14 protein-coding genes are annotated in these 12,372 nt (G+C 69.2%); 6 read left to right on the top strand and 8 right to left on the bottom strand.

Annotated elements, in window-relative coordinates:
• Nucleotides 1-74 precede the first annotated feature (74 nt).
• Nucleotides 75-824: an SDR family NAD(P)-dependent oxidoreductase gene (locus AB8619_RS19560; RefSeq protein ID WP_436794304.1), complete on the bottom strand. Its 750-nt coding sequence runs from the start codon at nt 822-824 to the stop codon at nt 75-77.
• A 51-nt stretch (nt 825-875) separates the two neighbouring features.
• Between AB8619_RS19560 and AB8619_RS19555 the strand changes: the two genes are divergently transcribed.
• Together AB8619_RS19555 and AB8619_RS19550 are read left to right on the top strand one after the other, a co-directional pair.
• On the top strand, nt 876-1,778 hold the full coding sequence (locus AB8619_RS19555) for a crotonase/enoyl-CoA hydratase family protein (RefSeq protein ID WP_436794303.1): 903 nt from the start codon (nt 876-878) through the stop codon (nt 1,776-1,778).
• Nucleotides 1,779-1,783: 5 nt separating this feature from the next.
• The gene (locus AB8619_RS19550; protein ID WP_436794302.1) at nt 1,784-2,818 is read left to right on the top strand and encodes an LLM class F420-dependent oxidoreductase; all 1,035 of its coding nucleotides are present in this window, start codon (nt 1,784-1,786) and stop codon (nt 2,816-2,818) included.
• 84 nt (nt 2,819-2,902) lie between these two features.
• Here the strand turns inward: AB8619_RS19550 and AB8619_RS19545 are convergent, their stop codons facing one another.
• The 3 genes from AB8619_RS19545 to AB8619_RS19535 all read right to left on the bottom strand — a co-directional run bounded on the left by AB8619_RS19545 (nt 2,903) and on the right by AB8619_RS19535 (nt 5,213).
• Nucleotides 2,903-3,517 (bottom strand): GGDEF domain-containing protein, encoded by a 615-nt coding sequence (locus tag AB8619_RS19545; RefSeq protein WP_436794301.1) that lies wholly within the window; start codon nt 3,515-3,517, stop codon nt 2,903-2,905.
• Nucleotides 3,518-3,645: 128 nt separating this feature from the next.
• On the bottom strand, nt 3,646-4,305 hold the full coding sequence (locus AB8619_RS19540; RefSeq protein ID WP_436794300.1) for a 4a-hydroxytetrahydrobiopterin dehydratase: 660 nt from the start codon (nt 4,303-4,305) through the stop codon (nt 3,646-3,648).
• A gap of 17 nt (nt 4,306-4,322) precedes the next feature.
• Nucleotides 4,323-5,213, bottom strand: a complete 891-nt coding sequence (locus AB8619_RS19535; RefSeq protein ID WP_436794299.1) for an alpha/beta fold hydrolase — start codon at nt 5,211-5,213, stop codon at nt 4,323-4,325.
• A gap of 118 nt (nt 5,214-5,331) precedes the next feature.
• Here AB8619_RS19535 and AB8619_RS19530 point away from each other — a divergent pair, with 118 nt between their 5' ends.
• Complete coding sequence (locus AB8619_RS19530) at nt 5,332-6,339, top strand: NADP-dependent oxidoreductase (RefSeq protein WP_436794298.1); 1,008 nt, start codon at nt 5,332-5,334, stop codon at nt 6,337-6,339.
• An 18-nt stretch (nt 6,340-6,357) separates the two neighbouring features.
• On the opposite strand, the gene AB8619_RS19525 is transcribed toward AB8619_RS19530, so the two are convergent.
• The 3 genes from AB8619_RS19525 to pheA form a co-directional block, all read right to left on the bottom strand.
• Nucleotides 6,358-7,896, bottom strand: coding sequence for a flotillin family protein (locus AB8619_RS19525; protein ID WP_436794297.1), 1,539 nt, complete (start codon nt 7,894-7,896; stop codon nt 6,358-6,360).
• Nucleotides 7,893-8,432 (bottom strand): NfeD family protein, encoded by a 540-nt coding sequence (locus AB8619_RS19520; protein ID WP_436794296.1) that lies wholly within the window; start codon nt 8,430-8,432, stop codon nt 7,893-7,895. Before AB8619_RS19520 ends, AB8619_RS19525 begins: the two co-directional genes overlap by 4 nt.
• 79 nt (nt 8,433-8,511) lie before the next feature.
• On the bottom strand, nt 8,512-9,468 hold the full coding sequence (pheA, locus tag AB8619_RS19515) for a prephenate dehydratase (RefSeq protein ID WP_436794295.1): 957 nt from the start codon (nt 9,466-9,468) through the stop codon (nt 8,512-8,514).
• 19 nt (nt 9,469-9,487) lie between these two features.
• On the opposite strand from pheA, the gene larB reads away from it, so the two are divergent.
• From larB to AB8619_RS19500, 3 genes are read left to right on the top strand one after another with little or no spacing between them, the layout of a single operon-like run.
• Nucleotides 9,488-10,255 (top strand): nickel pincer cofactor biosynthesis protein LarB, encoded by a 768-nt coding sequence (gene larB / locus AB8619_RS19510; RefSeq protein ID WP_436794294.1) that lies wholly within the window; start codon nt 9,488-9,490, stop codon nt 10,253-10,255.
• Nucleotides 10,252-11,466: a nickel pincer cofactor biosynthesis protein LarC gene (gene larC, locus AB8619_RS19505; RefSeq protein ID WP_436794293.1), complete on the top strand. Its 1,215-nt coding sequence runs from the start codon at nt 10,252-10,254 to the stop codon at nt 11,464-11,466. Before larB ends, larC begins: the two co-directional genes overlap by 4 nt.
• Nucleotides 11,467-11,733 carry a DUF4031 domain-containing protein gene (locus tag AB8619_RS19500; RefSeq protein ID WP_436794292.1) on the top strand — a complete coding sequence of 89 codons (267 nt, stop codon included), beginning with the start codon at nt 11,467-11,469 and terminating at the stop codon, nt 11,731-11,733.
• Here AB8619_RS19500 and AB8619_RS19495 read toward each other — a convergent pair.
• Complete coding sequence (locus AB8619_RS19495) at nt 11,722-12,354, bottom strand: HD domain-containing protein (RefSeq protein ID WP_436794291.1); 633 nt, start codon at nt 12,352-12,354, stop codon at nt 11,722-11,724. The two genes, AB8619_RS19500 and AB8619_RS19495, sit on opposite strands and share 12 nt — an antisense overlap.
• Nucleotides 12,355-12,372 lie beyond the last annotated feature (18 nt).

Raw genomic sequence — 12,372 nt, 5'->3', positions numbered from 1 at the left:
TCTGGTGAACGATCGAGACCATCAGGTGACGTGGTCGTTCACCAGAACGGTGGGTGCCGGCGACGCCGGCCGGATCAGATGGCCCAGCCGCCGTCGTGGGCGATGAACTGACCGGTCACGAACTCGCAGGTGCCGTCGAGGAAGCCGAGCCCCAGGGCCGCACACTCCTCGACCGTGCCGAGCCGGCGCATCGGCGTCTGCTGTTCGATCTGCGCACGGACCTCGGGATCGTCAGCACCGCTGGCCCGGCGGAACTCGGGGAAGTCCATGAAGTTGGTACCGATGGCGTTGACCTGGACGCCGTTGCGGGCCACCTCGTCGGCGACGTTGCGGACCAGGTGGTTGGCCCCGGCTCGGACCGACGAATACAGCGGGGCGCCCGGCGTCGGACGCGCCCCGGAGGCGCTGGTGAAGAGCAGGACCTGGCCGCTCCCCTGCTCGACCATGACCGGCACGACGGCGCGGAGGAAGCGGTACGGCGCCTCGAGGCATCCTCGGGTGACGGCCCGGAGATCGTCGATCGACGAAGTCGTGAACCGGCCGGTGACGACCTGACCGGAGAAGGCCGTCGCCGCGTCGATCCGACCGAAGCGCGTCAACGCCGTGGCGACCAACGCTCCGGCGGACTCGGGCTCGGCGAGATCCCGGACGCCGGTGACGACCTCGACCGCCGCGCCTGCCGCCTCGAGGTCGGCGACGAGTCCGTCCTCGGGGTCACCGATCACCAGGTCGTGGCCGCGCTCGGCCAGTCCTCGTGCGACGGCGGGCCCGATGAAGAAGCTGGCGTTGGCGACGATGGCGATGCGACGGGAGGTGTCGGTCATGGCGCATGACTAGCACCGTCCGGGAGCACTCGTCGCCGGGTCGCTCCCCCTATGGTCATCGGTCGCAACGGCGAGACGCCACGAGCAGAGAACGAGGAACCACCCATGGGCTACGAGTGCTTCGACGTCGAGGTGAGCGACAAGGTCGCCCACATCCGGATGAGCCGACCCGACAAGCGCAACTCGATGATCGCGTCGTTCTGGAACGACCTGCCGCTGATCGTCGACGAGTTCTCGGCCGCCGGATCGGTCCGGGCGATCGTGCTGTCGAGCACGGGCCCCCACTTCTGTTCGGGCATGGACCTGTCGGTGTTCACGTCGAACGACGACATCGGCCCGCGCAGCGGGTCGTCGGGCCACCGGAGCCGCCGCAACGAGCGCTTCCGCAGTACCGCGATGCGACTCCAGGACACGTTCAACGCGCTCGAGCGCGCCCGGATGCCGGTGCTGGCCGCGATCCAGGGCGGTTGTGTCGGCGGCGGCGTCGACCTCGTCTGCGCGGCCGACATGCGCTACGCCGACGAGGGCGCGTTCTTCTCCATCGCCGAGATCGACATCGGCATGACAGCCGACGTCGGCACGCTCCAGCGCATGCCCAAGCTCGTCCCCGAGGGCATCGTCCGTGAGCTGGCGTACACCGGTCGCCGCTGGAGTGCCGCCGAAGCGCAGGCGGCCGGCTTCGTCAACGCCGTCTTCCCTGACCACGAGTCGTTGGTCGACGGCGTGCTCGACGTCGCCGCGCAGATCGCGACCAAGAGCCCGATGGCCGTGTGGGGCTCGAAGCAGACCATGAACTACACCCGTGACCATCGCGTGGACGACGGCCTCGAGTTCGTCGCCAACTGGAACGCTGCGATGTTCGACACCGACGACATGGCCGAGGCGTTCGGCGCCAACGCCGAGAAGCGCAACCCCGAGTTCCCCGACCTGTTCCCCCTGAGCGAAGGCATCTGAAGACCATGCAGATCAGCACGACCATCGGCTTCGGCGGCGACCCGCAGAAGCTCGCACAGCAGGCCCGCGACCTCGAGTCGGCCGGTGTCGACCTCCTGTGGGGTGCCGAGATCTACGGGTACGACCTGGTGTCGACCCTCGGGTTCCTCGCCGGCCAGACCGAGCGCGTGAAGCTCATGACCGGGATCATCCCGCTCTACTCACGCAGCCCGGCCCTGATCGCCCAGACGGCGGCGACGCTCGACGCACTGAGCGGCGGTCGGTTCATCCTCGGTCTCGGTTCGTCGGGCCCGCAGGTCATCGAGGGTTGGCACGGCGTTCCGTTCTCCAAGCCCATCGGCCGGACCCGCGACACGATCGAGATCTGCCGGAAGGTGTGGAGCGGCGAGAAGGTCGTCCACGACGGCACGACCTACCAACTGCCCATGACCGAGGGCGGCACCGGGCTCGGCAAGCCGCTGAAGTTCATGAACAAGACGCCGGAGAACGACATCCCGATCGCGCTCGCCAGCATCGGACCCAAGAACGTCGAACTCACGGCCGAGGTCGCCGATCTCTGGCAGACGATCCACTTCGTGCCCGACCGCTTCGAGCAGGTGTGGGGCGAGTCGCTCGCGGCCGGCAAGGCCAAGCGCGATCCCGAGCGGGCGCCGCTGCAGATCATCGCCGGCGGCATGGTCGCCATCGGCGACGGTCCCCACATCCAAGAAGCGCGCGATGCTGCCCGCGGTCTGATCGGCTTCTACGTCGGCGGCATGGGCGCCAAGACGAAGAACTTCTACAACGACCTCTTCTGCCGCTACGGCTGGGAGAAGGAGGCCGAGGAGATCCAGGACCTGTTCCTGTCGGGCAAGCGGATGGAAGCCTTCGGCGCCGTCCCCGACGAGTACATCGACCTGTCGAGCCTCATCGGCGACGAGGGCTACGTCCGCGAACGCCTCCAGGTGTTCAAGGACGTGGGCGTCACCCACCTCAACGTGCAGCCCATCGGCCCCGACCCGCTCGGCACCATCGAGAAGCTCAAGGCCTGGTCCGAGTAGCACCCTCCCCTCCCCCAACGGGAAATTTCGTCAGTTGCTCAGGTCCCTCCTGAGGAGATGACGAGATTTTCGGGTTCGTTGGGGTCAGCGCATCTTCTGGAACAGGTCATCGAGCGCCTCGCGCAACAGGGACGCCTCGGTGCGGTTGGTCTGTGACGCCAACTTGTTGAGGCGGTGCAGCGAAGCCCGGGAGTAGTAGTTGCTCTTGAGCACCATCTTCTCCTCGACGTAGATCGCCACCCGTCCCCCGCCTTCTCGCTTGCCGCGGGCGAGCGCCTCGTTCGCACAGCGGAACAGATCGGACGTCTCCTCGGCGTGCGGGGGACGGGAAGCGACGCCGAACGTGACCCCGATGGTCCAACCCTCGACCGGGTGCTCGGCGAGGTGGGCGCGCACCTCTTCGAACTGGATGAGCGCGTTCTCGGCCGACGCGTTCGGCAATGCGATCCCGAACTCGTCGCCGCCGAGCCGCCCCACGATCGCATCGGGCGGGAGTGAACCGATCAGCGTCTTGATCCACACCTCCAACACCCGGTCGCCGACCTCACGGCCGAGCGTCTCGTTGAGGACGCCGAACTCGTCGAGGTCCGTGAGCGCCACCGCGACCGCTCCGCCGTTGACGGCCTTGTCGATCTTCGCCACGAGATCGTCGACTTCGATCGTCTTCTCGTGACCGTGCCAGTCCATGTTGATACTCATGACATATATACATCGCGCCGATGTACACAGCTGTCAAGACCCATAGATCGTGAAAATTGCGTCAGTTGCTCAGGTCCCTCCTGAGGAGATGACGAAATTTTTGGGGTTGGGGGGGCGGGCGGGTCGGGTCAGTCGCGGGCTTGCCAGGTGCAGATGCAGGCCTCGTTGCCCTCGGGGTCGGCGAGCACCCAGAACGACGGCGCCTCGGCGTCGGAGACGAGCGTGCCGCCGGCGGCGATCGTGGCTTCGATCCTCGCCGCAGCCGCGTCGTGGGGGACCATGACGTCGACGTGGATGCGGTTGCGCTGGGGCCGTGGCTCGTCCATCTGTTGGAACCAGAGGGCTGGCCCGCGGCCGTAGGGGTCGGTGGCGTCGTCGTCGGAGCTGGACCGGTAGCCCATCACGGCTTCCCAGAACGGCTTGACCGCGGGGATGTCCATGGCGTCGATGGCGACCTCGACCTGGGCGACCGCCAACGGGTCGGCCTCGATCCCCATCTCGGCGGCGACGGCGGAGATCTTCCTCGCCAGGTCGACGTCTCTCGTCGTGAGTCCGCCGGTGTCGTGCGTCGTGAGCAGCACGTGGACCCGCGGATAGGTGACGGTCAGGTCCGGGTGGTGGTTGGCCTCGTCGGCCATGGTGACGATCCGACCGGCGAACTCGACTCCCGCGGCCATCGATCCGGTCCGGAACGACGACTGGAGCGTGTGGGCGACGACCCGCCAGTCGTCGATGCCATCACTCGCCGCGGCCTGGGAGCGGGTCAGGGATTCCGTCGACTCGGTCATGCGTCAACGATGCCAGATCACCGATGGGAGGTGACGGCGTCGAGGACCTCGCGGGCGATGCCGAAGCCGCCGAGGTGGCTCTCACCCTCACGGACCTCGAAGGTGACCGTCGGCATCTCGGCCGCGAGGTTCCGCGCATGGTCGAGGCGCACGATCGGATCGGCATCGCCGTGCCACCAGTACACGGGCACCTCGATCTCGGTCGGGTCGAATCCCCAGTGGCGGCCGAAGAGGACGGCATCGTGGACCAGCGCCATGCACTGCCGTCGGGAGCCACTGATCAGGTCGCCGAGGAACATCTCCTCGACCCCGTCGGATGCGAAGACCTCCCGATCGCCAGCCGGCATCAGCTGGGTGGCGCGGCCGTAGACCGGCCCTGCGATCGGAGCCAGCCCGTTGATCATCGCCCAGAAGGTCGCGGCCAACGGCGTCGCGAGAGTCCCGAGCAGCCCGTTGAAGGTGCGGGCGAGCGGCACGAATCCACCCCGCGACGCGTGCGGTCCGACCGTCGGTGCGACACCACCCAGCACACCGACCGACGCGACCCGGTCGGGCAGCCGGTGGGCGACGGCGAGCGTGTAGGGCCCTCCCCCGCTCAGCCCGACGACACCGAAGCGCTCGAAGCCGAGACGGTCGGCGACGTGTTCGATGTCGCTCGCGAATCCGGCGACCGAGTCGTGGCGATGGTTGGTCGACAGCCCGATCCCCGGACGCTCGACCCCGACGACCCGGAGGCGTAGGTCCACGGCGGCGGAACGCGCGAGCGGTGGCACCTGGTGGCGTGCCCCCGGGGTGCCGTGGAACCACAGCACCGGGAAGCCGTCGGCCACGCCGTACTCGGCGAATCCGGTGCGACGCCCGTCCGGCAGGACCACCGCCCCGTCGAGCCGCGGTTCGAGAAGTCCCATACGGGCAGGTTTGCACAGCCACCCGACCGCCCCCATCCCGAACTCGACGTCACCACCGTCGGGGGCCGACGCTCAGGACGTCGAGTTCGGGGTGGTGGGGGTTGGTACCGTCCGCGCCGTGACTGACGTGAATCGGCAGGTGGTGCTCCGACGGCGGCCGAGCGGGCTGGTCGATCCCGCCGACGTCGAGTTGGTCGAGGGGCCCGTCCCCGAGATCACCGACGGCGAGGCGCTGGTCCGGACCGACCTGGTGGGCGTCGACGCCGCGGTCCGGACGTGGCTCGACGGCCAGCCCGGCTACCTGCCGGCGCTCGAGTTGGGCGACCCCGTCCGTGCGGCCACGGTCGGCACCGTGGTCGAGACGCGGTGCGACGCCTACGAGGTGGGCGACGTGGTGACCTCGCTCGGCGGGTTCAGCGACTACTCGGTCTCGCTCGACGACCTGTTCACCACCAAGGTCGGCGGGCCCGATGACGACGTGGACCGGGGAGCGATGCTCGCCGTGTTCGGGTCGACGGGCGCCACCGCCTACTTCGGCATGCACGACATCGGGAAGCCCGCGGCCGGCGAGACCGTGGTGGTCAGCGCAGCGGCCGGCGCCACCGGGTCGATCGCCGGACAGATCGCCAAGGAGAAGGGCGCTCGAGTCGTCGGGATCGCCGGGACGGATGAGAAGTGCCGGGTCGTGGTCGAGGAGTTCGGATTCGACGCGTGCATCAACCACCGCACCGCTGACCTCGATGCGGCGTTGCGGGAGCACTGCCCCGGGCGCGTCGACGTCTACTTCGACAACGTCGGAGGACCGATCCTCGACGCCGTGCTCGGCCGGATCGCCCAGGGCGGCCGGGTGGTGCTCTGCGGCGTCATCTCCAGCTACCTGTCGGGCGACCATCCCGGGCCGGCCAACTACGTGAAGCTCCTCGGCATGCGAGCCCGGATGGAGGGATTCAACACCCTCGACAACTGGGACCGCTACGACGAGGCGAACACCGAGCTCCGCCGGCTCATGGACGCCGGCGCGCTCACGTATCGGAGCCACGTCTTCGACGGCTTGGCCAATGCCGTGCCCGCGCTCAACGCGCTCTTCGAGGGCACGAACATCGGCAAGACGTTCCTGAAGCCCTGAGCCCCGAGGACCCGGGGCTCAGTCGGTCGGGTCGGCGTCCACGACGCTGACGGGCACACCTGTGCGCGCCGGCGCACCCTTGCCGTCGGTCGCACGGTTGGCCAGCTGACCGAAGAGCTCGGTCAGGTCGACACCGGTCAGGTCAGAAGCAAGCTGCATCCCCTGGGCGACGTTCGACGTCACGGTCTTCGTGATGGCCGACGCGCCGTCGGTCGAGATCACCGTGAGCTTGTCGATGGATCCGATCGGGTCGGCGGCCCGGGAGACCACCTCGGGAAGCGCCTTGGCCAACAGGTCGACGATGGCGGCATCGCCGTACTGCTCGTACGCCTGAGCCTTCTTCTCCATCGCCTCGGCCTCGGCCTGACCGGTGGCGAGGATCGCCGCCGCTTCGGCGTCACCTTCGGCACGGACCGCCTCGGCCAAGGCCTCACGACGGGCCTTCTCGGCCTCGCCCTCGGCCCGACCCTCGATCTCGCGTGCCTTCGCGAGTTCTTCACGCCGCTGGCGCTCGCCGGCGCCGATGAGGCGGTTCTCCTCCGCAGTCGCGGTGGCGGCCGCGATCGTCGACTCGCGTCGAGCCTCGGCGTCTCGGATCGAGGCGATCTTGCGACCCTCTGCCTCCTGCTCGACGGCGTACCGCTCGGCGTCGGCCGGCTTGCGGACCTCGGTGTCGAGCTCGCGCTCCTTGAGTGAGGCCTGCTCCTCGGCGACCTCCTGCTGCGCCGCGATGACCTCGCGGTCCTGGGCTGCCTTCGCACGAGGTCCGGCGGCCGCTGCCTCGGCCTCGGCGGCGTCGGTCTCGGCCTTGATCTGCGCGACGCGCAACGCCAGCGTGCGTTGCGCTTCGGCCACCTCCTCCTCGGCGCGGAGTCGCGCCTGCTCCGACTCCCGCTGCGCCACCGCTTCGGCGATCTTGGCTTCCTTCTCGGCCCGGGCGGCCTCGGGACGACCGAGGTCCTGGATGTAGTCGCCCTCGGCCTTGATGTCCTGCAACTGGAACGTGTCGAGCACGAGTCCCTGGTTGGTCAGGCTGACCTCAGCCTCCTCGGAGACCTCACGGGCGAACGCTGCTCGGTCGCGGATGATCTCCTCGATCGTGAGCCGACCGACGATCGATCGTAGTGAGCCGGCGAGCACCTCGGTGGTGAACCGGTCGACCTCGTCCTGTTGCCCCAGGAAGCGCTGCGCCGCGGCGCGCACGGCGTCCTCGGTGCCGCCCACCTTCACGATCGCCACGCCCTCGAGCGAACACCGGATGCCGTTGGCCGACACGGCAGACCCCACGCCGACGCTGATCTGACGACTGGAGAGGCTCAGCGACTCGAGTCGTTGGACGAAGGGCAGCACGAAGACGCTCGCACCCATCACCACCTTCTGCCCCGAGAGGTCGGTCGTCACCTTTCCCGTCTCCGGGTTGGTGACGGGCTGTCCCTTTCTCCCGGTGACGATGAAGGCCTCGTTGGGACCGGCGACCTTGATGCGGGTCAGTAGATAGACGACCACGACGACGATCAGACCGATGGCGGCGGCGATGGCGATGAGCGCGATGTTCACGGTGAGGGATCCTCCAGGATCTCGGAGAGGGGGATGACGCGGACGGAACTGGAGCTCAGGACCTCGATGACGACAACGGGGTCGCCGTGGTCGATGTCGACGTCGGCATGAGCGGTGAGCTTCTGGGGTGACCCGCCGACGTGGACCATGACCTCGCCCCGACCACCGGCGATGGCGGTGATGACGCGGCCGGACTGGCCCATGTAGTCGCCGCTGGTGAGCGTGGCGTCGGTCGGCATGTCCATGAACGACCGCGAGAGCTTCAACGCGACGAAGCCGAGGACCACGCCGCCCACGGACGCTCCGGCGAAGCTCGCCACGACCGCGCCCTCGGTGGCGTTGTCGACCAACAGTCCGCCGATGCCGAACGCACCGAGGAACGCGCCGACCACCGGGACGGACAGGAGCCCGCCGCCGTCGACGTCGAGGGCATCGAATGCACCCTCGAGGACGCCCTCGAGGAAGTCGTCGAGGACGAAACCGATCAGCAACATCCCCACGCCAGCAATCGCAAGGACAACGAAGAGGGTCGTCATCACCTCGGACCCTATGTCTCGGAATGCCCCCGCTGCCGGGGAGTTCGGCCGGGGAGGATCCTCCCGTGGTCCTGACCGGTCAGCGGATCTCGTCGCGCAGACGGTCGAGCCAGTCGTTCGCGTCGCGCCACGCGGCCTCGGCGTCGCGACGGACCTCGGGACCGTGGTCGCCGGCGGCGTGGTAGCTGCCGAGGAACAGGACGTCTTCGTTCTTCGACTTGAGATCGCGCAGGGCGTCGGCCACGAGCTCGTCGCCGACATGGCCCTCGAGGTCGATGATGAAGCAGTAGTCGCCGAGGCCCCGTTTGGTGGGGCGGCTCTCGAGCCGGGTCAGGTTGATCCCCCGGGCCGCGAACTCCTGGAGGATCGTGAGCAACGAGCCCGGGACGTCGGCCTTCTGGAACACGACGATCGACGTCTTGTCGTGGCCGGACGGCGCCGGGATCCCCTGACGGGTGAGGGCGACGAACCGGGTCTGGTTGTCGGCGTGGTCCTCGATGTCCTCGGCCAGCACCTCGAGACCGTGGACCTTGGCCGCCAGCGCGGTGCCGATGGCCGCCGTCCGCCCGTCGCGCTCCTCGGCCACCATGCGGGCGGCGACCGCGGTCGAGTTGGCGGCCAGTTCGTCGGCGTCGGGGAGGTGCTCACTCAGGTAGCTGCGACATTGCGCCGTGGCGACGGGGATCGACAGCACCCGGTCGATGTCGGCCAGGCCGACGCCGGCGGGAGCGAGCAGGCACATCACGACGTTGATGACGACCTCGCGCTGCATCTTCAACTCGTGGTCGAAGATCAACGCGTCGAGGGTGACGTTGACCGAACCCTCGATGGCGTTCTCGATCGGCACGAACGCCACGTCGGCGGCACCATCGGAAACGGCGTGCAGCACCTCGGGAATCGTGCGACACGCGACCAACTCCATCGCCGCATAGTCCGGCTGGGTGAGCAGGGCCTGCTCGCTGAAGGTGCCCTCGGGGCCGAGGAACGCGATGCGGCCCGGGGTGTCGAGGGGAGACGTGTCCGCGGGGGGTGTCACGAGCGGCAAGGATAGGGCGGTGGACGCCCACGACCTCCGCCAGTTGCTCGACGACGTCGCCGCAGGAGCGGTGCATCCTGACGATGCCGTCACCCGACTCCGCCGACTCCCCTTCGCCGACCTCGGCCACGCTCGCGTCGATCATCACCGTTCGATCCGTCAGGGACTCGCCGAAGCGGTCTACGGACCCGGCAAGTCGCCGTCGCAGTGCGCCACCATCGTCACCGAGTTGTTGAGCGTCGGCGAACGGCCGATCCTGCTGACACGCGTCGACGACGCCCAGGCCGCGGCATCGCTCGAGGCGAACCCCGGCGGCGACCGTGTGGGCGACACCGTGGTGTGGCGATCGGCCGACCCGGTCGACGGCTTCACCGTCCTGGTCGCCACCGCCGGAACCGCCGACCTGGTCGTCGCCGACGAATGCGCCGCGGTCCTCGCCGCCCACGGCATCGCCGCGACACGACTCACCGACGTCGGCGTGGCCGGCGTCCACCGACTCCTCGAATCCGTCGACATGGTCTCGTCGGCCGACGTGGTCGTCGTGGTCGCGGGCATGGAGGGCGCACTGGCCTCGGTCGTCGGTGGGATCACCGGCGCCCCGATCATCGCCGTGCCCACCAGCGTCGGATACGGATCGTCGTTCGAGGGGGTCACCGCCCTGTTGGCGATGCTCTCGTCGTGCGCCGCCGGCGTGAGCGTCGTCGGCATCGACAACGGGTACGGCGCCGCCTGCGCTGCCCTCCGACTGCTCGGCGTGCTCGAGCGAGAGTCGGCCGACCGGACATGACCTCGGTCGCCTGGTTCCACGCCTTCTCCGGCATCGCCGGGGACATGGCCCTCGGTTCGTGCGTCGCCGCGGGTGCCGACGTCGACGAGGTCCGAGCGATCCTCGACCGACTGCCCGTCGACGGGTGGTCGCTCGAGTTCGAGGACGTCCTCCGCGGAGGCATCGCCGCCACCCACGCCGTCGTGCACGTCACCGAGTCGAGCGTCGTGCGCACGGCCGAACACATCAACGGACTCATCGAGGAGGCCCGCCTCCCCGAGCGTGTGCGCGCCCGGTCGCTCGCCACCTTCCACCGGCTCGCCGAGGTCGAGGGGCACCTGCACCGCCGACCTCCTTCCCAGGTGCACTTCCACGAGGTCGGTGGCATCGACGCCATCGTCGACATCGTCGGGACCTGCGCGGCGCTCGAGACCCTGGGGATCGACGTGGTCCACGCCGGCCCCGTCGCCACCGGGGTGGGGATGACGCGGTCGGCACACGGGATGATCCCGGTCCCGGCTCCGGCGGTCGTCGAGTTGCTCCGTGAAGCCCCCGTCGCCAACGTCGACGTGCCCTACGAACTGACGACTCCCACCGGGGCGGCACTGTTGTCGGCGACGGTCGAGCGATGGGGCCCCATGCCTGCGATGACGGTGCGCAGCAGCGGCTACGGCGCGGGCACCCGCGAACTCGACGGTCGGGTCAACGCAGTCCAACTGGTGACCGGGACGCTCGCCGTCGAACAGTCGATGGTCGGCGAAGCGCAACCGTTGGTCGAGTTGACCGTGAACGTCGACGACGCCACCGGCGAGACGCTGGCGCACGCCGTCGCCGCGCTGCTCGACGCCGGTGCCGCCGACGCGTGGATCGTCCCCGTGGTCATGAAGAAGGGGCGTCCTGGTCACCTCGTGTGTGCGCTCGTCGACGCCGCAGCCGCCTCGGAGGTGGCCAAGGTCCTGACGTCGGAGACCGGTTCGTTCGGGGTGCGAGCACAACACGTCGACCGGTGGCCCGCCGCCCGCTCGTTCGACTCGGTCGCGGTCGATGGTCATCCGATCCGCATCAAGGTCTCGCCCGGCCGCACGAAGGTCGAACACGACGACGCCGCCGACGTGGCCCGACGGACCGGACGCCCGCTCCGCGAGGTCGTCTCGCTCGCCGAGGAAGCCGCACGCCGACGCTTGCCGAGCCATCCGAGCGACCTCGGCTTCGACCCCGACGAACCCGCGTAGATGATCCTGGTGGACCCGGCCGTGTGGCCGTGGCGGGGACACAAGTGGGCACACCTGGTGTCGGACGAGTCGTACGACGAACTCCACGACTTCGCCGCCCGACTCGGCATCCCGCGTCGAGCGTTCCAGGGCGACCACTACGACGTCCCGGCGCATCTCCGGCTCGAGGCGATCGAGCTCGGGGCGACGCCCGTCGACAGTCGCTACCTCGTTCGACGGTTGCGCGAGGCGGGCCTGCGCCGTCGGAAGTCGAGCTCAGGCCAGTGAGGTGAGCTCGCGCGAGATGTTGGCTCGTGCGGTCGCCTCCCACCGATCGCGACCGACGATCGTGTGGAAGAGCCGTGGTCGATCCAGGAACGACCGCAACACCGATCGGCGGCCGTCGCGCCAGGCGTCGTCGTCGACGTGGGCGTACTCCGCCCGGACGTCGCACACGTAGCGGTCGTAACGCTCGTCGTCCGCACCGAGGATCGAGAGGTCGGCGTCGCACAGCACGGCACCGGCACGGTCGGTCGGACCGGGCTCGTGCGATGCGGTGAGGCAGACGAGGCGGGTGATGGCGCCGAGTGCGGTCAGGGTGACCCCGAGGCTCGACAGCGCGTCGAAGGCGACGACCGCCGAGGCTCCCTCGTTCGCCCCTCGCGGCGCCCGCGGGTCGTGGACGGCATCGTGGTACCAGCCGGCGAGGACGGCGACCGCCCAGTCGTCTCCCTGGCTGTGCATCCCGAGCACGGCGTCGACGACATCGGACGCATGGTCGAAGTCGTGGTGGTGGCGACCCGGCTCACCGTGGCGGGCGACCAGGTCGGCGAACGCGGCGAACCGGTCGCCCGTGTGTGCTCCGGCCGCGTCGAGCGCGGCACCCCAGCGGTCGTCTGGCTCGTGCACGATCCGAGTCTGGCAGCG

This window comes from Actinospongiicola halichondriae (assembly GCF_049103745.1).
Lineage (GTDB): Bacteria > Actinomycetota > Acidimicrobiia > Acidimicrobiales > Salinilacustritrichaceae > Salinilacustrithrix > Salinilacustrithrix halichondriae.
The sequence above is the reverse complement of the archived record's forward strand: the minus strand, read 5'-3'. Positions and strand labels throughout refer to the sequence as shown.